Origin of the sequence: Pseudomonas sp. Irchel 3E19 (assembly GCF_900187585.1) — a bacterium.
GTDB lineage: Bacteria > Pseudomonadota > Gammaproteobacteria > Pseudomonadales > Pseudomonadaceae > Aquipseudomonas > Aquipseudomonas baetica.
This window is the reverse complement of the sequence record NZ_FYDT01000039.1, coordinates 38,605-58,779: the sequence shown is the minus strand read 5'-3', so window position 1 is coordinate 58,779 and position 20,175 is coordinate 38,605. Positions and strand designations below refer to the sequence as shown.

The window sequence follows — 20,175 nt, the reverse complement described above, 5'->3', positions numbered from 1 at the left end:
CGACGACGCCGCTCCTGGCCCAAAAGCTCACCACTCTTATCGTTGCTATTAGTCATAAACATAACCGTTTGCCTATCCCTTATCGTAAGGGGGAAACGGTGTCCTGTCTTTCATGGGGCTCGTTCAGGCAGCTATACGCGGGTCGCAGACCGGGACTCTAGAACCGGCAGACCCGAAGGTCTCCCACGTACAGCCGCCATAAAAAAGCGGGTGTTGTGCGTCCAGAGATCGACGGGCTGCGAGACCCGATCGCTGATTCGTCAGCGACCGGACCACAATAGAACCCGCCCCCAGGGCGCACAAGCCGGCGGATTCTGGCTTGGCTGTAGGCAATGGCGCAAGGATGTGTAGCCTCGAAGGCGTGTCTGGAGGTGTCTTTTAAACACTAGCGTTTAAGAGGCGCCGTGATTCCTGGTCGGTCCCTTGCTGTCGTTGATGGCCTCTTCGCGAGCAAGCCCGCTCCCACAGGGGATCTGTGTGATACACCCAATCTGTATTCGCTGAAGATCCGGTGTGGGAGCGGGCTTGCTCGCGATAGCGTCAGTCCAGGCAGCGAAATTTTCCCGATAAACCCCTCTGTTTTGATCATTGGCAAAAGTTGGAAGGCTTCTTGCAGTAGCCGCCGTGAGCCCGCTCTGGGCGTCAAAAGTTTGCTTTAAAGGAACGGGGAAAACCGGTGGATCGCTCTCAGTTACTCAGCACTGCTCGCTCGAACGTTGCCGACCTCAGTCGAGGCAATCTGGGTGTGCCGTTGTTGCTGCTGGTCATGTTGGCAATGATGATGTTGCCGATCCCGCCGTTCCTGCTGGACGTGTTCTTCACCTTCAACATTGCCTTGTCCATCGTCGTGTTGCTGGTGTGCGTTTACGCCTTGCGGCCACTGGATTTTGCGGTGTTCCCGACCATTTTGCTGGTGGCGACGCTGATGCGCCTGGCGCTCAACGTGGCGTCAACGCGGGTGGTGATGCTCCATGGTCAGGACGGCCACGCCGCCGCCGGTAAGGTGATTCAGGCCTTCGGTGAAGTGGTGATCGGCGGTAACTACGTGGTCGGTATCGTGGTATTCGCGATCCTGATGATCATCAACTTCGTCGTGGTGACCAAGGGTGCCGGGCGGATTTCCGAGGTGAGCGCGCGTTTCACCCTCGACGCGATGCCTGGCAAACAAATGGCGATCGACGCCGACCTCAACGCCGGTCTGATCGACCAGAATCAGGCCAAGTCGCGCCGTCAGGAAGTCGCCCAAGAGGCCGAGTTCTACGGTTCGATGGACGGTGCCAGCAAGTTCGTACGCGGTGACGCCATCGCCGGCCTGCTGATTCTGTTCATCAACCTCATCGGCGGCATGGCCGTCGGTATCTTCCAGCACAACATGACTTTTGCCGACGCTGGCAAGGTTTACGCCTTGCTGACCATCGGTGACGGTTTGGTGGCGCAATTGCCATCACTGTTGTTATCAACAGCAGCAGCGATCATGGTGACCCGTGCTTCCGGTTCGGAAGACATGGGCAAGCAGATCAACCGCCAGATGTTTGCCTCGCCAAAAGCTTTGGCGGTGGCCGCAGGTTTGATGGCGGTCATGGGCCTGGTACCGGGCATGCCGCACTTCTCGTTCCTGAGCATGGCTGCGCTGGCTGCTGGCGGCGCGTACCTGTTCTGGAAAAAGCAGAACGTGGCCAAAGTCGTCGCGTTGGAAGAGGTCAAGCGTCAGCAGGAACTGCTGCCATCGCCGGCCCGCGCCATGGAAACCAAGGAGCTTGGCTGGGATGACGTGACCCCGATCGACATGATCGGCCTGGAAGTCGGTTATCGCCTGATTCCGCTGGTGGACCGCAACCAGGGCGGGCAATTGCTGGCGCGGATCAAGGGTGTGCGCAAGAAGCTTTCGCAGGATCTGGGCTTCCTCATGCCGACGGTGCACATTCGTGACAACCTCGATCTGGCGCCGAGCGCTTATCGTCTGACCCTGATGGGCGTGATCCTCGCTGAAGCGGAAATTTACCCGGATCGCGAACTGGCGATCAACCCGGGGCAGGTGTACGGCACGCTTAACGGCATCAACGCCAAAGATCCGGCTTTCGGTCTGGAAGCGGTGTGGATCGAAATCAGCCAGCGTGCCCAGGCACAATCGCTCGGCTACACCGTGGTGGACGCGAGCACCGTGGTCGCGACCCACTTGAACCAGATTCTGTACAAACACTCCAGCGAGCTGATCGGCCACGAGGAAGTGCAGCAACTCATGCAATTGCTGGCCAAAAGCTCGCCGAAACTGGCCGAAGAGCTGGTGCCGGGTGTGGTTTCGCTGTCGCAACTGCTCAAAGTGCTGCAAGCGCTACTGGCCGAGCACGTACCGGTCCGTGATATCCGCAGTATTGCCGAAGCCATCGCCAACAACGCTGCGAAGAGTCAAGATACCGCCGCGTTGGTGGCGGCGGTGCGGGTTGGCGTATCGCGCGCCATCGTCCAAAGCATTGTAGGCACTGAGTCCGAGCTGCCTGTGATCACCTTGGAGCCAAGGTTGGAACAAATATTGCTCAATAGTCTGCAGAAGGCAGGACAAGGCTCGGAAGAGGGCGTTCTGCTGGAGCCAAGCATGGCCGAGAAGCTGCAACGTTCGCTGATTGAAGCGGCGCAGCGTCAGGAAATGCAAGGTCAGCCGGTGATCCTCTTGGTAGCCGGCCCGATCCGCGCGATGCTTTCGCGCTTTGGCCGCCTGGCAGTCCCTGGACTGCACGTGCTGGCCTACCAGGAAATACCGGACAACAAGCAAGTGACCATCGTTGCGACAGTAGGGCCCAACGGCTGAGGTAGTGGTTTATGCAAGTTAAGCGTTTCTTTGCCGCCGATATGCGTCAGGCCATGAAGCTGGTTCGTGATGAGCTGGGCGCTGATGCCGCCATCATTGGCAATCGCCGCATTGCCGGCGGTGTCGAGTTGACGGCGGCACTGGATTACAAATTGTCGGCTCTGGCGCCACGGGTTCCGAACATGGAGCTCGAAGACGAGCTGCGCAAGACGCAGTCGCGCATCGTCACCGCCCAGGCCGAATTGAGCATGCGTGGTGAGGCCGACGGCAACACCAATCGCCAGTTGTTCGCCGGGCTGCCGTTGACGGCCGGCCTGCCGCTGACCGCTGCCGAACCGTTGAGCGAGCCGACTTACGCCGCCCCGGCACGTCCGGCGCCAGCACCTGCGCAGTCGTCTGGCGGTGTTGACCCACGTGCGCTGGATTCGATGCGTTTCGAATTGAACAGTCTGCGCGAGCTGATGGAAGTGCAGCTCGGCACTCTCGCCTGGAATCAGCTGCAAGGCAGCCGTCCGGCGCAAGCCAACCTGTATCGTCGTCTGCAACGTATCGGCCTGTCCGGCCCTTTGTCGCGCGACCTGCTGGCGATGATCACCGATATTGAAGAACCTCGTCAGGCCTGGCGCATGCTGCTGGCGCACCTGGCGCGGATGATTGCCGTACCGGAAGTCGAGCCGCTGGAAGAGGGCGGTGTGATTGCGATGGTCGGCCCTGCCGGCATGGGCAAGACCACCACGCTGGCCAAGCTTGCTGCCCGCTACGTGCTCAAGTACGGCGCGCAGAATGTCGCGCTGGTGAGCATGGACAGTTTCCGCATCGGTGCTCAGGAACAACTGAAAACCTTGGGGCGGATTCTCAACGTACCGGTAACGCACGTCGACCCGGGCCAGTCGCTGGTCCAGGCGCTGGACCCACTGCTGCGCAAACGCGTGGTGCTGATCGATACCGCCGGCCTGCAAGCCAGCGATCCGGCCCTGCGCATGCAGCTCGAAAGCCTGGCCGGTCGTGGTATTCGTTCAAAAAATTATCTCGTGCTGGCAACCACCAGCCAGAAACAGGTTCTAACCGCCGCTTATCACAGTTACAAGCGTTGCGGGCTTGCCGGGTGCATCCTGACTAAACTGGATGAAACGGCCAGCCTTGGCGAAGTGTTAAGCCTGGCGATCAGTCATGAATTGCCGGTCGCGTACCTGACCGATGGCCCACGGATTCCGGATGATCTGCATCTGCCGCGCCGTCATCAACTGGTCAGCCGCGCCGTCAGCGTGCAAATGCAGGAAGAACCCAGCGAAGAAGCCATGGCTGACATGTTCGCTGATATCTATCACAGCCCGACCAAGCAGGTTGGCTGAGGTATTCATGAACAGTTTTTGTACCTACATCGATGGTCTGCCACGCATTGTTCCGGTTGTGAACGCGCAGCCAGTAATGTGGCCTCCGTCTATGCAAGACAAGGTAAAGAAATAACATGGGCAGCATGCATCCCGTACAGGTGATCGCGGTGACCGGCGGCAAAGGTGGCGTCGGCAAGACTAACGTGTCAGTGAACTTGTCTCTGGCGCTGGCAGAACTTGGCCGTCGGGTCATGCTGCTGGACGCTGACCTGGGGCTGGCGAACGTTGACGTTCTGCTGGGGCTGACACCCAAACGCACACTGGCCGACGTCATCGAAGGCCGTTGCGAACTGCGCGACGTTTTGTTGCAAGGCCCCGGCGGGATTCGCATCGTGCCGGCCGCTTCCGGCACCCAGAGCATGGTTCACCTGAGCCCGGCGCAACATGCCGGTCTGATTCAGGCCTTCAGTGATATCGGCGACAATCTCGACGTGCTGGTGATCGACACCGCTGCGGGTATTGGTGACTCGGTAGTCAGTTTCGTTCGCGCCGCCCAGGAAGTGTTGCTGGTGGTCTGCGATGAGCCGACCTCGATCACTGACGCCTACGCACTGATCAAATTGCTCAATCGCGATTACGGCATGAACCGCTTCCGCGTTCTGGCCAACATGGCGCAGAGCCCGCAGGAAGGTCGCAACCTGTTCGCCAAGTTGACCAAGGTCACGGATCGCTTCCTTGATGTGGCCCTACAATACGTCGGCGCCGTGCCGTACGACGAAAGCGTGCGCAAGGCCGTGCAGAAGCAGCGCGCCGTCTATGAAGCCTTTCCGCGTTCCAAGTGCGCGCTGGCGTTCAAGGCGATCGCGCAGAAGGTCGATACCTGGCCGCTGCCGGCGAACCCGCGCGGGCACCTCGAGTTTTTCGTCGAGCGCCTCGTGCAACAGACCGCAGGATCCGTCCTATGACAGCCAGTGGCTACAACCTCTACAAGAAGTCGGCCCGTGATGCGCAATACGAGCTGGTCGAGCGTTACGCGCCACTGGTCAAACGCATTGCTTACCACTTGCTGGCGCGTCTGCCGGCCAGTGTCCAGGTCGAAGACCTGATCCAGGCCGGGATGATCGGCCTGCTCGAAGTCTCGACCAAATACGACGCCAGTAAAGGCGCCAGTTTCGAAACGTACGCGGGCATTCGAATCCGCGGCGCGATGCTCGACGAAGTGCGCAAAGGGGACTGGGCGCCACGCTCGGTTCACCGCAATACCCGTATGGTTAGCGACGCAATTCGCGCAATTGAAGCTAAAACCGGCCGTGATGCTAAAGATCACGAAGTTGCGGCCGAACTCCAATTGAGTCTCGACGATTACTACGGGATTTTGAATGACACCCTGGGCAGCCGCTTGTTCAGTTTCGACGACCTCTTGCAGGACGGCGAACACGAAGGGCTGCACGAGGATGGCGCCAGTGCTCATCTTGAGCCGTCACGCGATCTGGAAGATGAACGCTTCCAGGCGGCGCTGGCGGACGCGATTGCCAATTTGCCGGAGCGTGAGCGACTGGTGTTGGCGCTGTACTACGACGAAGAGCTGAACCTCAAGGAGATCGGTGAAGTCCTTGGCGTCAGTGAATCGCGGGTCAGCCAGTTACACAGCCAGTGCGCGGCCCGTTTGCGGGGGCGTTTGGGGGAGTGGCGAGCGCGCTGAAGGCAGTGTGGGGACACTGCGAACGAGGCTGGTGCGGTGATGAACGGCACCGGTCTTGCTCTGTTGTGCTCCAGACAGTCTTCGAGTGCTGCGCCGATTGATTGAAGTGGCGCGCCCAGGTGCTGGGCGCGTTTAAGACTGCTTGGAGGTCGAATTGAACAAAGACATGAAAATCCTCATCGTTGATGACTTCTCAACGATGCGGCGGATCATCAAGAACCTGCTGCGCGATCTTGGGTTCACCAACACCGTCGAGGCCGACGATGGCATTACTGCCATTCCGGTACTCAACAGCGGAAGCATCGACTTTCTGGTAACGGACTGGAACATGCCGGGCATGACCGGTATCGACTTGCTGCGTCACGTGCGTGCCGATGAAAAACTCAAGCATCTGCCCGTGCTGATGGTGACCGCTGAAGCCAAGCGCGAGCAAATCATCGAGGCCGCTCAGGCCGGTGTGAACGGCTACGTGGTCAAACCTTTCACGGCTCAGGCGTTGAAAGACAAAATCGAGAAGATTTTCGAACGCATCGGCTGATGACGCGCGGGGGAGCTATGGAGCATAACGAATCTTCACAGGGCGATTTCGAATCGACCCTGAAAAAACACGCGGTCGAACTGGTCGAGAGCCTTGAAAAAGGCAGGTTCGGCGACGCTGTGCAACTGATCCATGAGCTCAATCAGACCCGTGACCGCGGCCTGTATCAGGAAGTGGGCAAGCTCACACGCGAACTGCACAGTGCGATCGTCAACTTCCAGATCGATCCGCACATGCCGCAGGCCGAGGAAGTGTCGCAAATCACCGACGCCACCGAACGCCTGGGCTATGTGGTCAAGCTGACAGAGGCCGCGGCCAACCGCACCATGGATCTGGTGGAAAGCGCCACACCGGTGGTCAATGGCCTGGCTGATGAAGCCCAGGCCTTGAGTACCGACTGGGGTCGTTTCATGCGTCGTGAAGTCGGGGCTGAAGAGTTCCGCGAACTGGCGCGCCGGGTCGACGGTTTTCTGTCGCGCAGCAGCACGGACAACCGTGCGGTGTCGAGCAATCTGAACGACATCCTGCTGGCTCAGGATTATCAGGACCTGACCGGTCAAGTGATCAAGCGCGTGACCCAACTGGTCACCGAAGTTGAAAGCAATTTGCTCAAACTCGTGCTCATGGCCAGTCAGGTGGACCGCTTTGCGGGCATCGAACATGACCGTGCGGCGATGCTTGCAGAAAAAGATCCACAAAAACATCTCTCGCAGGGTGAAGGTCCGCAGATTCATGCCGATAAACGAGAAGACGTTGTGTCCGGTCAGGACGATGTGGACGATTTGCTATCCAGCCTTGGATTTTGAGTTTAGGTTTTTAGACCTGTAGGAGCACCCCATTAATGAGCTTCGGCGCCGATGAAGAGATCCTTCAGGATTTCCTGGTTGAGGCCGGCGAGATTCTTGAGCAACTGTCCGAACAACTGGTCGAGCTGGAAAGCCGTCCGGATGATGCAGATCTGCTCAACGCAATTTTTCGCGGTTTCCACACTGTAAAAGGGGGCGCCGGCTTCCTTCAGCTCAATGAGCTGGTGGAGTGCTGTCACATCGCCGAAAACGTGTTCGACATCCTGCGCAAGGGTGAGCGTCGCGTTGATGCAGAACTGATGGACGTTGTCCTCGAAGCACTGGACGCGGTGAACAGCATGTTCAGCGAAGTCCGTGAGCGTGCACCGATCACGGCTGCGACGCCGGAGCTGCTGGCTGCGCTGGCACGTCTGGCCGAGCCGCAAACGGCGGATGAAGCCCCGGCTTCGCCAGTGGCCGAGATGATCGAAGAGCTGGTCGCCGAAGGCGATTCGGGCGACATCACCGATAACGAATTCGAACAACTGCTGGACTCGCTGAACGCCGTCAAGGCCGAAGCCGAAGCCCCGGCCGCTGCTGCACCTGCGCAAACTGCCGGCGAGGCAGCCAGCGATGAAATTACCGACGCTGAATTCGAGTCGTTGCTCGATCAGTTGCACGGCAAAGGTCAGTTTGCAGCTGACGCGGTGACGCCTGCTGCGGCCAAACCTGCAGCACCTGCTGCCGGCGACAGCTCGGACATCACCGACGACGAATTCGAAGCACTGCTCGATCAGTTGCACGGCAAAGGCAACTTCGCTGTTGAAGCACTGGAGTCGGCGATTGCCTCGGCCCCTGCTGCGCCAGCCGCACCGGCGGCCGCTGCTGCCGGCAGTGATCTGATCAGCGATCACGAGTTCGAATCGCTGCTCGACGAATTGCACGGCAAAGGCAAGTTCAGCGAAGTCGGTACTGCCTCTGCGGGCTCCGCTTCGACCGTCGCTACGCCAGCCGCCAAGGCACCGGCCGCTGCGGCGCCGAAACCTGCGGCCAAGCCTGAGCCGAAAGCCGAAACGCCGAAACCGGCCGCCGCTGCTGCACCGGCTCCAGCCCGTGCGCCGGCTGCACCGCCACCGGAAAAACCGGCGAGCGAAGCCGAGACCACCGTGCGGGTCGACACTGCACGTCTCGACGAAATCATGAACATGGTTGGCGAGCTGGTGCTGGTGCGTAACCGTCTGGTGCGCCTGGGCCTGAACAGCGGCGATGAAGCCATGCAAAAGGCCGTGTCGAACCTCGACGTGGTCACGGCTGACTTGCAGACCGCGGTGATGAAAACGCGGATGCAGCCGATCAAGAAGGTCTTCGGGCGCTTCCCGCGTCTGGTTCGCGACCTGGCGCGTCAGCTCAAGAAAGAGATCAACCTGGAGCTGGTCGGCGAAGAAACCGACCTCGACAAAAACCTTGTCGAGGCCCTGGCCGACCCGCTGGTCCACTTGGTGCGCAACGCTGTCGACCACGGCATCGAGTCGCCGGAAGAACGCGAAGCCTCGGGCAAGGCCCGTGGCGGTCGCGTGGTACTGGCGGCCGAACAGGAAGGCGACCACATCCTGCTGTCGATTTCCGATGACGGCAAAGGCATGGATCCGGACGTCCTGCGTGCGATCGCGGTAAAGCGCGGCGTGATGGACAAGGATGCAGCGGATCGCCTGAGCGATACCGAGTGCTACAACCTGATTTTCGCCCCGGGTTTCTCGACCAAAACCGAGATCTCCGACGTGTCCGGCCGCGGTGTCGGCATGGACGTGGTGAAGACCAAGATTTCCCAGCTCAACGGTTCGATCAACATCTACTCGACCAAGGGCCAGGGCTCGAAGATTGTCATCAAGGTGCCGCTGACCTTGGCGATCATGCCGACCCTGATGGTGATGCTCGGCAATCAAGCGTTCGCGTTCCCGCTGGTCAACGTCAACGAAATCTTCCACCTCGACCTGTCGACCACCAATGTTGTGGACGGTCAGGAAGTGGTCATCGTGCGGGACAAGGCATTGCCATTGTTCTACCTCAAGCGCTGGCTGGTCAGCTCCGCCGCTCACGAAGAGCAGCGCGAAGGCCATGTGGTGATCCTTTCGGTGGGCACGCAGCGGATTGGCTTCGTCGTTGATCAACTGGTTGGCCAGGAAGAAGTGGTCATCAAGCCATTGGGCAAAATGCTGCAGGGCACTCCAGGCATGTCCGGCGCCACCATCACCGGTGACGGCCGCATCGCGCTGATTCTCGATGTTCCAAGCATGCTCAAGCGTTACGCCGCACGGCGTATTTGAATCCGGGGCAGCGGGGCGACAATGTCCCGCTGCACCTAATGGAGTGTTTATGGCAGTCAAAGTCCTGGTGGTGGACGATTCGGGGTTTTTCCGCCGCCGCGTCTCGGAAATTCTTTCAGCGGATCCGAGCATCCAGGTGGTCGGTACGGCCACCAACGGTAAAGAGGCGATCGATCAGGCCCTGGCCCTCAAGCCGGACGTGATCACCATGGACTACGAGATGCCGATGATGGATGGCATCACGGCCGTGCGGCACATCATGCAGCGCTGCCCGACCCCGGTGTTGATGTTCTCCTCGCTGACCCACGAAGGCGCCCGGGTGACCCTCGATGCGCTGGACGCCGGCGCGGTGGATTTCCTGCCGAAGAATTTCGAAGACATCTCGCGTAACCCGGATAAGGTCAAGCAACTGCTGTGCGAGAAAGTGCATAGCATCTCGCGCAGTAATCGTCGTTTCAGTGCCTACAGCGCGCCGGCCCCGGTTGCGGCGCCTGCACCGACACCTGCTCCTGCTGCGTCGAGCTTTGGCAGCCACAGCAGCAGTCACAGCACCAGTACTCCGGCACGTCCGGCACCTGCACCGGCACCGACTCGCGCCCCGGCTGCCAGCGCTTCGTCGCCTGCACCGAAACGCAAAGCCTACAAACTGGTTGCCATCGGCACCTCGACGGGCGGCCCGGTCGCCCTGCAACGCGTCCTGACGCAGTTGCCGGCAAACTTCCCGGCGCCAATCGTGCTGATCCAGCACATGCCGGCAGCGTTCACCAAGGCGTTCGCCGAACGTCTCGACAAACTCTGCCGCATCAGCGTCAAGGAAGCCGAGGATGGCGACATCCTGCGTCCGGGCCTGGCGCTGCTGGCCCCTGGTGGCAAGCAAATGATGATCGACGGCCGTGGTGCGGTGAAAATCCTCCCCGGCGACGAGCGTCTGAACTACAAGCCGTGCGTGGACATCACGTTCGGTTCTGCAGCGAAATCCTACGGTGACAAAGTTCTGGCGGTCGTGTTGACCGGCATGGGCGCCGACGGTCGCGAAGGCGCACGGCTGCTCAAGCAGGGCGGCAGTTCGGTGTGGGCGCAGGACGAGGCAAGCTGCGTGATCTACGGCATGCCGATGGCCATCGTCAAAGCCGACCTCGCTGACGCGGTGTACGGTCTGGACGATATTGGCAAGCACATCGTCGAGGCGTGTATCTGATGGATGTTCTAAGCCTTATCGGGATCATCATGGCGTTCGTCGCCATCATCGGCGGCAACTACCTGGAAGGTGGTCACCTCGGTGCGCTGGCCAACGGCCCGGCGGCACTGATCGTACTGGGCGGCACCATCGGTGCCGCGCTGCTGCAATCGCCGATGAGCGCGTTCAAACGCGCGATGCAGATTCTTGCCTGGATCTTCTTTCCGCCACGCGTGGACCTGGCCGGCGGCATCGACCGCGTGGTCAACTGGAGCCTCACCGCACGTAAAGAAGGCCTGCTCGGCCTGGAAGGGGTGGCCGACGCCGAACCCGACAGCTACTCGCGCAAAGGCCTGCAATTGCTGGTCGACGGCGCCGAGCCGGAAGCGATCCGCAGCATCCTCGAAGTGGATTTCTACACTCAGGAAGCCCGCGACATCGAAGCGGCCAAAGTCTTCGAAAGCATGGGCGGCTATGCGCCAACCATCGGCATCATCGGTGCGGTGATGGGCCTGATCCACGTGATGGGCAACCTCGCCGATCCGACGCAGTTGGGTAGCGGCATTGCCGTAGCGTTCGTTGCGACCATCTACGGCGTGGCCAGTGCCAACCTGATCCTGCTGCCGGTGGCGGCCAAGTTGAAGTCAATCGCGTTGCGACAGTCGCGTTATCGCGAAATGTTGTTGGAAGGCATTCTGTCGATCGCCGAAGGTGAAAACCCACGCTCCATCGAGTTGAAGCTGCAAGGCTTCATGGACTAAGGGAATAACCTCATGGCTCGTCGCAGACATCAGGAAGAACACGTCAACCACGAGCGCTGGCTGGTTTCCTACGCCGACTTCATCACGCTGCTGTTCGCGTTCTTCGTGGTCATGTACTCGATTTCGTCGATCAACGAAGGCAAGTACAAGGAAATTTCCGAAGCGCTGGTCGGGGTTTTCAAGGATTCCGACCGCGCGCTCAAACCGATCCCGATCGGTGACGAACGACCGAAGACCGTGACCCCGGCCAAACCGCTGGTCAAGGACGCCGAGCAGATCGACGCCGGCATTGCCGGTGCCAGCGATCCGCTGAAAAGCATTGCCGACGATATCAGCGCGGCGTTCGGTGATTTGATCAGCTCCAACCAGATGACCGTGCGCGGCAACGAGTTGTGGGTCGAGATCGAACTCAACTCCAGCCTGTTGTTCGGCAGCGGTGACGCGATGCCGAGCGACATCGCGTTCAATATCATCGACAAGGTTGCCGCGATTCTCAAACCGTTCGACAACCCGATCCACGTCGAAGGTTTTACCGACGATCAACCGATCCGCACCGCGCAGTACCCGACCAACTGGGAGCTGTCCTCGGCGCGTTCGGCGAGCATCGTGCGCATGCTGGCGATGCAGGGTGTCAACCCTGGTCGCCTCGCCTCGGTGGGTTACGGCGAGTTCCAGCCAGTGGCCAACAACGCCACCGCCGAAGGCCGGGCGAAAAACCGTCGTGTGGTGTTGGTGGTGTCGCGCAATCTTGATGTACGTCGCAGCCTCACGGGCACCGGAACCGCCAACGCGCAACCGGATGCCGCACTCAAGCGCGCTGGCACACAAACTGCACCGACCCCGGTCAAGACGCCGGGACGCGAGAGTGCCGTCAATTCTCCGTCACCCGCATTAATACGCTGAGCCATGTCTCGGTCGAGCATCTCGGCCGGGAGGAAAGAAACGAATGAGAGTCTGGGCAGTCGCCAATCAAAAGGGTGGTGTTGGTAAAACCACATCTTCTATCGCTTTAGCCGGTTTGCTGGCGGAGGCGGGCAAGCGCGTGGTCGTGGTCGATCTCGACCCGCACGGCTCGATGACCAGCTATTTTGGCTACGACCCCGACAGCCTGGAACACAGCAACTACGACCTGTTTCTGCACAAGGGCAGCGTGCCGCAAGGCCTGCCGGGGCAGTTGCTGCTGTCGACCAGCGACGAACGCATTTCCCTGTTGCCGTCCAGCACCGCACTCGCGACCCTTGAGCGTCAGTCGCCGGGGCAGAGTGGTCTGGGTCTGGTGATCGCCAAGAGTCTGGCGCAGTTGTGGCAGGACTTCGATTACGCCGTCATCGACAGCCCGCCGCTGCTCGGTGTGCTGATGGTCAACGCCCTCGCGGCGGCACAGCAACTGGTGATCCCGGTGCAGACCGAGCACCTGGCGGTCAAAGGCCTGGAACGCATGGTCAACACCCTGGCGATGATCAACCGCTCGCGCAAACAGGCGCTGCCGTTCAGCATCGTGCCGACCCTGTTCGACCGTCGCACCCAAGCGTCGCTCGGTACATTGCGCGTGCTGCGCGACAAGTTTCCGGAGGAGATCTGGCAAGGTTACATCCCGGTTGATACGCGTCTGCGTGATGCCAGCCGCGCCGGTGTCACGCCTTCGCAATTCGACGGCAAGAGCCGTGGCGTGCTGGCTTACCGCGCGCTGCTCAAGCATCTGTTGGCGCAACAACTTGTTCCGCAGGTGGCTTGAAATGATTTTGACCCCGGTAGGAGCTGCCGCAGGCTGCGATCTTTTGATCTGGCTTGGCGGTGCTCCTGAAAAGATCAAAAGATCGCAGCGTTGCGCAGCTCCTACAGGGAGTTGTGCATGAATCGGCCGGTGAAGTTGACGTCGAAGCCGCAGTTGGCCTTGCAGTCGTATCTGGACAGTTTGCTGGAGGAGATTCCTGACGAATTGCCGGCGCAGGTTGCGGCGCAGCCTGAGGTGATTGAAAGCGCTGAAGCGCTGGATGAATTCCAGGCGGCGGTACTGGAAGAGCAGGCGCGTGATGCGCAAAAAGCTGTTGCACCTGTTGCCGCGCCTGCCTTCGCGCCCGTCGCCAAGGCGCCAGCGGTGTTGATCGAAGAGGCCGAGCCGGTTCGCGCATCGCTCTCGACGTTGGCACCGCTGCTGCAAACTCAGTTGCTGAAGACTGCGCCGGAACCGGCAGTGGTCGAGCCTGCACCAGTCGTACCGGCGCCAGTGGAGCAGACGCTGGTGCCGCCACTGGTGGAAGTGCACCTGCCGCCGAGCAACACACCGCCACCGGTGGAAACCGATGGTCGCCCAGTCTGGGCATCCGAAGCCTTCGAATGCCTGCTGTTCGACGTCGCCGGGCTGACCCTCGCGGTGCCGCTGGTGTGCCTGGGTTCGATCTATTCGCTGGCCGGTCACGAGCTGACGCCGCTGTTCGGTCAGCCAGAATGGTTCCTCGGGATTCTGCCGAGCCAGGCCGGCAATCTGAAAGTGTTGGACACCGCGCGCTGGGTCATGCCGGATCGCTATCGCGATGACTTCCGTCAGGGCTTGCAGTACGTGATTTCGGTACAAGGTTACGAGTGGGGTCTGGCGGTACATCAAGTCAGCCGCTCGTTGCGTCTGGATCCGAATGAAATCAAATGGAGAAGTCACCGGGGTCAGCGGCCATGGCTTGCCGGCACCGTGATTGAGCACATGTGTGCATTGCTTGACGTTTCCGCACTGGCCGAGTTGATCGCCAGCGGTGGGGCAAAGCACCTGGGCGGCAACAAGCCGCTACATAAACCGACATAGCAGCCGACATAACAATCAGGCGACGGCATTGTTGAATGCCGCCACACAGAACACACACCGCTCAGAGCGGTTTTTTCGAGGGGTCAGGGTATGAGTAGTCAGGCGACGAATGCAAAAGGTTCTGAAGATCCGATCCTGCAATGGGTGACCTTCAAGCTGGACAACGAAACCTACGGCATCAACGTGATGCGCGTTCAGGAAGTGCTGCGCTACACCGAAATCGCTCCAGTGCCGGGTGCGCCAAGCTATGTGCTGGGCATCATCAACCTGCGCGGTAACGTTGTAACCGTGATCGACACCCGCCAGCGCTTCGGCCTGAGCACCGGCGAGATCAGCGACAACACCCGTATCGTCATCATCGAAGCCGACAAGCAAGTGGTCGGGATCATGGTCGACAGCGTGGCCGAAGTGGTTTACCTGCGTCAGTCGGAAATCGAAACCGCACCGAACGTCGGTAACGAAGAGTCGGCCAAGTTCATCCAGGGCGTGTGCAACAAGAACAACGAGTTGCTGATCCTGGTCGAGCTGGACAAGATGATGAGCGAAGAAGAATGGTCGGAACTGGAGAGCATCTGATTGATTCTCGAGGTTGCGGTCATTGTCCTGTTCCTCTTCTGGGCAGGCACGCTGGCAATGTTTCTGGCGTACATCAAGGCGCAGCGGGCCATCGCTGCGCAACAGGCTCAGGGCGATGCGCTGCGTGATCAGCGCATCAAGGACCTGGCCAAACGCGTCGACGACTACCAGAACGGCAACGTGCGCATGGGCGAAGCCCTGCACGAGCTGCGCGCGGTAGTCGGTCCGTTGCCGGACAAGATTGTTGCGCTGGAACAGCGCGACCCGTCGAGCCTGTCGTTCGCGCAAGCGGCGAAACTGGTGGGCATGGGCGCGAGCGTTGATGAGCTGACTCAGTCCTGCGGGTTGACCCAGGCTGAGGCGGAGTTGATGCGCAAGTTGCACAAGAGCTGATTTTTGCGCTCAAGCTCAAAGTGCTATTCGCGAGCAGGCTCGCTCCCACATTCGATCGCATTCCTCCGGTAGGAGCGCGGTCAAATGTGGGAGCGAGCCTGCTCGCGAAAGCGCCTTTGAAACCTCAGTAATCATCCCCGCGTGCGGTGACATCCTTCTCGACCATCGGCGCATCCGGATCCTGCCCCTCGGGGAATTTCCCCTTCAGATTCCACGCAAACGCGATGATCTCGGCGATTGTCCGGTACAACTCTTCCGGAATACTGTCGCCCAACTCCATTCGCGCCAACAGCCGCACCAGCTCGGCGTTTTCGTAGATCGGCACTTCGCAATCGCGAGCAATGCGCAGGATTTCTTCGGCCAGTTCCTCGTCACCCTTGGCGGTGAGGGTCGGGGCGTGGTTGCCGTCGTATTTGAGGGCGATGGCCTGTCGTGGAGCGGTGGAATCGTTCATGCGGTTTCGTCAACCCAGCGGTGGTCGAGACGGGTTTGGTTGCCTTGCGGCGGGGTGCCGTGGTGGCAGTCGAGATCGCCGACGCTCAGGCCGGAATCGAGCAGGCGCTGGCGCAGGGCGAACAGATTGTTTTCGATCAGATCGGCGGTGTACGGCCGTTCGGCCCAGAGCTGACTCGACAGGCTGCCGGCGATCAACTGCGCCTGAATCTGCATCGGCCCCAGCGGTTCCATGTCGAACGCCAGATCGACGCGCCACAGTTGCTGTTTGGGTTCGCGTTCATCGCGGCGTTCGTTGGCTTGCGGCTCTTTCTCCGGCGCTTCCTCGCGCTGGAACTTGACCTGCAGCGGCACGATGTCCTGCAGGTTGCGCATGGGGATTTCCAGTTGCCAGGTGCTGAGCAGACGGCCGTCGTCGGTGACGCCAGTCTGTTCCAGGCTCGACAATTGGTGGCTTTGCAGGCGGGAGACCGCGGCGGCGGCGAGGCGCAGCAAATGTTCCAGATCACCTTCGCCGTCCTGGCTTTGCAGCAGTCGGTCGGGCAGCGGGAAGCCGCCTGGCAGCGGTTTGGCGCTGACTTGACCGAGCATGCCGAGGGCGTTACGCACAAAGCTCGGCATTGCCTGCGCCAAGGTGTTTGCCGCGATGATCGCATTCAGGTTGGTGTTGCCGGGCAGGCCGGGCGTGAGTTGTGCGATCAACTTGAGCAGATCGGCTTTCATGTCCGGGGCCAGCGTCGGGTTCTGGCCTGTCAGCAGTTTGGCTTCGAGAAACATGCCGCTGTTGGCCAGCGCCATGGCCAGACCTTTCGGCGTGCTCAGTTGCTGCACGTCAGGCAGGCCGGCGAGCAATTTGTCGACCGCTGCGCGCAAGTCCTGCGAGGTCTGGCTGTCGGCCGGCAGGCTCTGCAGAAGTTTCAGCAAGCCATCCAGCGAGCCTTGGCGGCTCTGCTGGCCGACCAATTGCTGGCTCACCGCCAACTGCTCCTGTCGGCTGCTCAGCGGCACGAACTTGAGCGTTTGCGAATCCTGCACCAGTGCCGAAAGCAGCGTGCCGATGCGCAACGGCTGCGGGCTGTCGATGGTCAAGGTGCTCCCGCTCAACGCCGTGTTGAGCAAACTGACCATCGAACGAAATACCGCCGCTTGTCCCGGCGTCTGTGGCAACGCTTGCGAGGTCACCACTTTGCCTTGCAACAAGGTGCCCACCGGCAATTGCGCGGTATCGATGCGGGTGAGGGTGGTGACACTACTGGCAATCGCCTGTTGCACGGTAATCGCCAGATTGCCCGCTGACGGCTGAGTGATCGCCAGACTTGTGCCTTGCGCCAGCGGTAGATTGCTGGTCGCTTGCACGGTGGTCTGGCGGCCGCTGTCCAGCGTCACCTTCAGCAACAATTGAAAGGTCTGATCCGCCTGTTTCAGCGATAACACCTCGGCCTTGGCGCTTTGCCCTGTACCGATCAAGCCTTCGACCGGCGTCAGCAGCTTGAGCAACTCGCCGACCTGCGGGCGAGCGGCCGCCGGGGTGGTGGGCGGGAGCGGGAGGATGTTCATTTCGCCTGTCATACGCGGACACAACCTGAGGAAATTGCACTCTTGAGAGTAAGGCACGGCATGTATAATGCCGCGCGTCTTGCGCTTCGATCAAAAAACATAACAATTGTTTGACGCAGCTCTCTAGATTGCGCCGTCAATGCATCTATTCTGCATCTCTTTAACGGCCGCACCAGAGCCGACTTGAACCGTATAAGGCCCGTGATCCCTTGACCAGTCCTGTCCTGCAAACCGTTGCCCTCGCGTGTGAGCGAGACCTGCGACTGCTCTTCGAAAATCTCGAATTGAGACTGGCCAGTGGCGATATGGTGCAGATCAGCGGTCCCAACGGCAGCGGTAAAACCAGTTTGTTGCGGTTGTTGTCCGGTTTGATGCAGCCGACCAGCGGTCAAGTCCTGCTCAACGGTCAGCCCCTGACTGAACAGCCTGGCGAACTGGCGCGCAACCTCTTGTGGATCGGTCATGCTGCCGGAATCAAAGACCTGCTGACTCCGGAAGAAAACCTCTCCTGGCTGTGTGCCCTGCACCAACCGGCCGAGCGCGACGCCATCTGGCAAGCACTGGCAGCGGTAGGATTGCGCGGATTCGAAGATGTTCCCTGCCACACGCTTTCCGCCGGTCAGCAACGCCGCGTAGCGCTGGCGCGTCTGTATCTCGACAGCCCGCCGCTGTGGATTCTCGATGAGCCGTTCACCGCACTCGACAAGCAGGGCGTGGCGCAACTCGAGGAACACCTGGCCGGGCACTGCGAGCGCGGTGGCCTCGTCGTCCTGACCACCCACCACACATTGGCGCGGATGCCGGCCGGTTATCGCGACATCGATCTGGGGAACTGGGCGGTATGAGTGTGTTCGGCCTGCTGGTTGCCCGTGAATCCCGATTGCTGTTTCGCCGCCCGGCGGAGCTGGCCAATCCACTGATTTTCTTTGCCATTGTCATCGCACTGTTCCCGCTGGCCGTCGGCCCGGAAACTCAAGTCTTGCAAAACCTGTCCCCGGGGTTAGTCTGGGTGGCCGCGCTGTTGTCGGTCCTGCTTTCGCTGGACGGGCTGTTTCGCAGTGACTTCGAAGACGGTTCCCTGGAACAGTGGGTCCTTTCGCCGCACCCGCTACCCCTTCTGGTTCTGGCCAAGGTGCTGGCACACTGGCTTTTTTCCGGACTGGCGCTGGTTTTGCTCTCGCCGTTGCTGGCGCTGATGCTCGGTTTGCCGGTCGCTTGTCTGCCAGTGCTGTTGTGTTCGTTGCTGCTGGGCACACCGGTGCTGAGCTTGCTCGGCGCAGTGGGCGCGGCGCTGACGGTCGGTTTGAAACGTGGCGGCCTGTTGTTGGCGCTGCTGATTCTGCCGTTGTACATCCCGGTGTTGATCCTCGGCAGTGGCGCCTTGCAGGCGGCCTTGCAAGGCATGCCGGCGACCGGGTATCTGCTGTGGCTGGGTAGCCTGACCGCCCTGGCGATCACCCTGACACCTTTTGCAATAGCGGCTGGCCTGAAGATCAGCGTCGGCGAATAATGAGGTCTGGTTAAAAATTAACCAGCAAAGACCCTGAGACCGCTCACACTGATGAGCGGCACCCGTGATGGAAACAGTATGAACTGGACCTGGTTTCACAAGCTCGGCTCGCCCAAGTGGTTCTACGGCATCAGCAGCAAGTTTTTGCCGTGGTTGAGCATCGCAGCGTTGCTGCTGATTGGTGTCGGCGTCGTTTGGGGCCTGGCCTTCGCGCCGCCGGACTATCAGCAAGGCAACAGCTTTCGCATCATCTATATCCACGTGCCTGCCGCGATGCTTGCTCAGTCGATCTACGTGATGCTGGCGGTGTGCGGCGTGGTCGGGTTGGTGTGGAAGATGAAACTGGCCGACGTCGCCCTGCAATGCGCCGCACCGATCGGCGCATGGATGACCGCCGTGGCGCTGGTCACCGGGGCGATCTGGGGCAAGCCGACCTGGGGCTCGTGGTGGGTCTGGGATGCGCGGTTGACCTCGATGCTGATTCTGCTGTTTCTGTATTTCGGTGTGATCGCGCTGGGCAACGCCATCAGCAACCGCGACAGCGCCGCCAAGGCCTGCGCCGTTCTGGCCATCGTTGGCGTGATCAACATCCCGATCATCAAATACTCGGTGGAGTGGTGGAACACCCTGCACCAGGGCGCGACCTTCACCCTCACCGAAAAACCGGCGATGCCGGCGGAAATGTGGCTGCCGCTGCTGCTGACCGTGTTGGGTTTCTACTGCTTCTTCGGCACCGTGCTGTTGCTGCGCATGCGCCTTGAAGTGCTCAAGCGCGAAGCTCGCGCCAGTTGGGTCAAAGAAGAAGTGCAGAACAGTCTGGAGGCCGCGCGATGAGTTTTGCTTCATTCGGCGACTTTCTCGCCATGGGCCATCATGGCCTGTATGTCTGGTCGGCCTACGGCATCTGTCTGGCTGTGCTGATCATTAACGTGGTGGAGCCGATCGCGGCCCGCAGGCGCTATTTGCAACAAGAGGCGCGTCGACTGCGCCGGGAGAACGGCAAGTGAATCCGCTGCGCAAGAAACGTCTGATCATCATTCTGGCCATTCTGGTCGGGGTCGGCGCTGCCGTCGGCCTGGCCTTGAGCGCCCTGCAGCAGAACATCAATCTGTTTTACACGCCGACCCAGATCGCCAACGGCGAAGCACCGCAGGACACGCGTATTCGCGCGGGTGGCATGGTCGAGAAGGGCTCGCTGCAACGTTCTCCGGATTCGCTGGACGTCAAATTCGTCGTCACCGACTTCAACAAAGCCGTGACCATCACCTATCGCGGGATCCTCCCGGATCTGTTCCGCGAAGGGCAGGGCATCGTCGCCTTGGGCAAAATCAATGCTGACGGCGTGGTGGTGGCTGATGAAGTGCTGGCCAAGCACGACGAGAAGTACATGCCGCCGGAAGTGACCAAGGCGTTGAAAGACAGCGGTCAATCCGCTCCGACCCCAGCGAAGGAGGGTTGATCG

The 20,175-nt window shown here is 60.4% G+C and carries 21 protein-coding genes; 19 read left to right on the top strand and 2 right to left on the bottom strand.

The features are described from left to right. Positions 1 to 676 precede the first annotated feature (676 nt). The 14 genes from flhA (at position 677) to CKW18_RS21765 (ending at position 15,193) form a co-directional block, all read left to right on the top strand. A complete protein-coding gene (gene flhA / locus CKW18_RS21830; RefSeq protein WP_095190699.1) occupies positions 677 to 2,806 on the top strand; it encodes a flagellar biosynthesis protein FlhA in 2,130 nt (709 codons plus the stop codon). A gap of 11 nt (positions 2,807 to 2,817) precedes the next feature. After that, positions 2,818 to 4,158, top strand: coding sequence for a flagellar biosynthesis protein FlhF (gene flhF, locus CKW18_RS21825; protein WP_095190698.1), 1,341 nt, complete (start codon positions 2,818 to 2,820; stop codon positions 4,156 to 4,158). 116 nt (positions 4,159 to 4,274) lie between these two features. Continuing rightward, positions 4,275 to 5,105 carry a flagellar synthesis regulator FleN gene (fleN, locus tag CKW18_RS21820; protein WP_095190697.1) on the top strand — a complete coding sequence of 277 codons (831 nt, stop codon included), beginning with the start codon at positions 4,275 to 4,277 and terminating at the stop codon, positions 5,103 to 5,105. Then, the gene (fliA, locus tag CKW18_RS21815) at positions 5,102 to 5,842 is read left to right on the top strand and encodes an RNA polymerase sigma factor FliA (RefSeq protein ID WP_095190696.1); all 741 of its coding nucleotides are present in this window, start codon (positions 5,102 to 5,104) and stop codon (positions 5,840 to 5,842) included. Before fleN ends, fliA begins: the two co-directional genes overlap by 4 nt. A 166-nt stretch (positions 5,843 to 6,008) precedes the next feature. Continuing rightward, positions 6,009 to 6,380: a chemotaxis response regulator CheY gene (locus CKW18_RS21810; protein ID WP_008072643.1), complete on the top strand. Its 372-nt coding sequence runs from the start codon at positions 6,009 to 6,011 to the stop codon at positions 6,378 to 6,380. Between the two features lie 17 nt (positions 6,381 to 6,397). Continuing rightward, positions 6,398 to 7,186 carry a protein phosphatase CheZ gene (locus CKW18_RS21805; protein ID WP_095190695.1) on the top strand — a complete coding sequence of 263 codons (789 nt, stop codon included), beginning with the start codon at positions 6,398 to 6,400 and terminating at the stop codon, positions 7,184 to 7,186. A 35-nt stretch (positions 7,187 to 7,221) separates the two neighbouring features. Beyond that, positions 7,222 to 9,489 (top strand): chemotaxis protein CheA, encoded by a 2,268-nt coding sequence (locus tag CKW18_RS21800; protein WP_095190694.1) that lies wholly within the window; start codon positions 7,222 to 7,224, stop codon positions 9,487 to 9,489. Positions 9,490 to 9,538: 49 nt separating this feature from the next. Continuing rightward, positions 9,539 to 10,687, top strand: a complete 1,149-nt coding sequence (locus tag CKW18_RS21795; RefSeq protein WP_095190693.1) for a chemotaxis response regulator protein-glutamate methylesterase — start codon at positions 9,539 to 9,541, stop codon at positions 10,685 to 10,687. After that, the gene (locus tag CKW18_RS21790; protein WP_095190692.1) at positions 10,687 to 11,427 is read left to right on the top strand and encodes a flagellar motor protein; all 741 of its coding nucleotides are present in this window, start codon (positions 10,687 to 10,689) and stop codon (positions 11,425 to 11,427) included. Before CKW18_RS21795 ends, CKW18_RS21790 begins: the two co-directional genes overlap by 1 nt. Before the next feature lie 12 nt (positions 11,428 to 11,439). Then, the gene (gene motD, locus CKW18_RS21785) at positions 11,440 to 12,330 is read left to right on the top strand and encodes a flagellar motor protein MotD (RefSeq protein ID WP_095190691.1); all 891 of its coding nucleotides are present in this window, start codon (positions 11,440 to 11,442) and stop codon (positions 12,328 to 12,330) included. A 43-nt stretch (positions 12,331 to 12,373) separates the two neighbouring features. After that, on the top strand, positions 12,374 to 13,162 hold the full coding sequence (locus CKW18_RS21780) for a ParA family protein (RefSeq protein ID WP_095190690.1): 789 nt from the start codon (positions 12,374 to 12,376) through the stop codon (positions 13,160 to 13,162). A gap of 117 nt (positions 13,163 to 13,279) precedes the next feature. Further along, a complete protein-coding gene (locus CKW18_RS21775; protein ID WP_095190689.1) occupies positions 13,280 to 14,224 on the top strand; it encodes a CheW domain-containing protein in 945 nt (314 codons plus the stop codon). A gap of 90 nt (positions 14,225 to 14,314) precedes the next feature. Further along, on the top strand, positions 14,315 to 14,800 hold the full coding sequence (locus tag CKW18_RS21770) for a chemotaxis protein CheW (RefSeq protein WP_095050193.1): 486 nt from the start codon (positions 14,315 to 14,317) through the stop codon (positions 14,798 to 14,800). Further along, on the top strand, positions 14,801 to 15,193 hold the full coding sequence (locus CKW18_RS21765; protein WP_095190688.1) for a DUF2802 domain-containing protein: 393 nt from the start codon (positions 14,801 to 14,803) through the stop codon (positions 15,191 to 15,193). Positions 15,194 to 15,317: 124 nt separating this feature from the next. Here CKW18_RS21765 and CKW18_RS21760 read toward each other — a convergent pair whose 3' ends face one another. After that, on the bottom strand, positions 15,318 to 15,647 hold the full coding sequence (locus tag CKW18_RS21760; RefSeq protein WP_047599966.1) for an EscU/YscU/HrcU family type III secretion system export apparatus switch protein: 330 nt from the start codon (positions 15,645 to 15,647) through the stop codon (positions 15,318 to 15,320). Next, positions 15,644 to 17,215 (bottom strand): flagellar hook-length control protein FliK, encoded by a 1,572-nt coding sequence (locus CKW18_RS21755; protein WP_095190687.1) that lies wholly within the window; start codon positions 17,213 to 17,215, stop codon positions 15,644 to 15,646. The genes CKW18_RS21760 and CKW18_RS21755 overlap by 4 nt, the downstream gene beginning before the upstream one ends. A 197-nt stretch (positions 17,216 to 17,412) precedes the next feature. Between CKW18_RS21755 and ccmA the strand changes: the two genes are divergently transcribed. The 5 genes from ccmA to ccmE all read left to right on the top strand — a co-directional run bounded on the left by ccmA (position 17,413) and on the right by ccmE (position 20,172). Further along, entirely contained in the window at positions 17,413 to 18,048 is a 636-nt protein-coding gene (gene ccmA / locus CKW18_RS21750) for a cytochrome c biogenesis heme-transporting ATPase CcmA (protein WP_095190686.1), read from the top strand. After that, positions 18,045 to 18,713 carry a heme exporter protein CcmB gene (ccmB, locus tag CKW18_RS21745; RefSeq protein ID WP_095190685.1) on the top strand — a complete coding sequence of 223 codons (669 nt, stop codon included), beginning with the start codon at positions 18,045 to 18,047 and terminating at the stop codon, positions 18,711 to 18,713. Before ccmA ends, ccmB begins: the two co-directional genes overlap by 4 nt. A gap of 78 nt (positions 18,714 to 18,791) precedes the next feature. Then, positions 18,792 to 19,547: a heme ABC transporter permease gene (locus tag CKW18_RS21740; protein WP_095190684.1), complete on the top strand. Its 756-nt coding sequence runs from the start codon at positions 18,792 to 18,794 to the stop codon at positions 19,545 to 19,547. After that, positions 19,544 to 19,720: a heme exporter protein CcmD gene (gene ccmD / locus CKW18_RS21735; protein ID WP_095190683.1), complete on the top strand. Its 177-nt coding sequence runs from the start codon at positions 19,544 to 19,546 to the stop codon at positions 19,718 to 19,720. The genes CKW18_RS21740 and ccmD overlap by 4 nt, the downstream gene beginning before the upstream one ends. After that, on the top strand, positions 19,717 to 20,172 hold the full coding sequence (ccmE, locus tag CKW18_RS21730) for a cytochrome c maturation protein CcmE (RefSeq protein WP_095190682.1): 456 nt from the start codon (positions 19,717 to 19,719) through the stop codon (positions 20,170 to 20,172). Before ccmD ends, ccmE begins: the two co-directional genes overlap by 4 nt. Positions 20,173 to 20,175 lie beyond the last annotated feature (3 nt).

What these genes read in the sequence shown, in the direction of transcription:
- CKW18_RS21760 (WP_047599966.1), bottom strand. Translation starts at nt 15,647, where the DNA reads ATGAACGATTCCACCGCTCCACGACAGGCCATCGCCCTCAAATACGAC.
- CKW18_RS21810 (WP_008072643.1), top strand. Translation starts at nt 6,009, where the DNA reads ATGAAAATCCTCATCGTTGATGACTTCTCAACGATGCGGCGGATCATC.
- motD (WP_095190691.1), top strand. Translation starts at nt 11,440, where the DNA reads ATGGCTCGTCGCAGACATCAGGAAGAACACGTCAACCACGAGCGCTGG.
- CKW18_RS21775 (WP_095190689.1), top strand. Translation starts at nt 13,280, where the DNA reads ATGAATCGGCCGGTGAAGTTGACGTCGAAGCCGCAGTTGGCCTTGCAG.
- fleN (WP_095190697.1), top strand. Translation starts at nt 4,275, where the DNA reads ATGGGCAGCATGCATCCCGTACAGGTGATCGCGGTGACCGGCGGCAAA.
- CKW18_RS21800 (WP_095190694.1), top strand. Translation starts at nt 7,222, where the DNA reads ATGAGCTTCGGCGCCGATGAAGAGATCCTTCAGGATTTCCTGGTTGAG.
- CKW18_RS21790 (WP_095190692.1), top strand. Translation starts at nt 10,687, where the DNA reads ATGGATGTTCTAAGCCTTATCGGGATCATCATGGCGTTCGTCGCCATC.
- ccmB (WP_095190685.1), top strand. Translation starts at nt 18,045, where the DNA reads ATGAGTGTGTTCGGCCTGCTGGTTGCCCGTGAATCCCGATTGCTGTTT.
- flhF (WP_095190698.1), top strand. Translation starts at nt 2,818, where the DNA reads ATGCAAGTTAAGCGTTTCTTTGCCGCCGATATGCGTCAGGCCATGAAG.
- fliA (WP_095190696.1), top strand. Translation starts at nt 5,102, where the DNA reads ATGACAGCCAGTGGCTACAACCTCTACAAGAAGTCGGCCCGTGATGCG.
- ccmD (WP_095190683.1), top strand. Translation starts at nt 19,544, where the DNA reads ATGAGTTTTGCTTCATTCGGCGACTTTCTCGCCATGGGCCATCATGGC.
- CKW18_RS21780 (WP_095190690.1), top strand. Translation starts at nt 12,374, where the DNA reads ATGAGAGTCTGGGCAGTCGCCAATCAAAAGGGTGGTGTTGGTAAAACC.
- CKW18_RS21740 (WP_095190684.1), top strand. Translation starts at nt 18,792, where the DNA reads ATGAACTGGACCTGGTTTCACAAGCTCGGCTCGCCCAAGTGGTTCTAC.
- CKW18_RS21805 (WP_095190695.1), top strand. Translation starts at nt 6,398, where the DNA reads ATGGAGCATAACGAATCTTCACAGGGCGATTTCGAATCGACCCTGAAA.
- CKW18_RS21770 (WP_095050193.1), top strand. Translation starts at nt 14,315, where the DNA reads ATGAGTAGTCAGGCGACGAATGCAAAAGGTTCTGAAGATCCGATCCTG.
- CKW18_RS21755 (WP_095190687.1), bottom strand. Translation starts at nt 17,215, where the DNA reads ATGACAGGCGAAATGAACATCCTCCCGCTCCCGCCCACCACCCCGGCG.
- CKW18_RS21795 (WP_095190693.1), top strand. Translation starts at nt 9,539, where the DNA reads ATGGCAGTCAAAGTCCTGGTGGTGGACGATTCGGGGTTTTTCCGCCGC.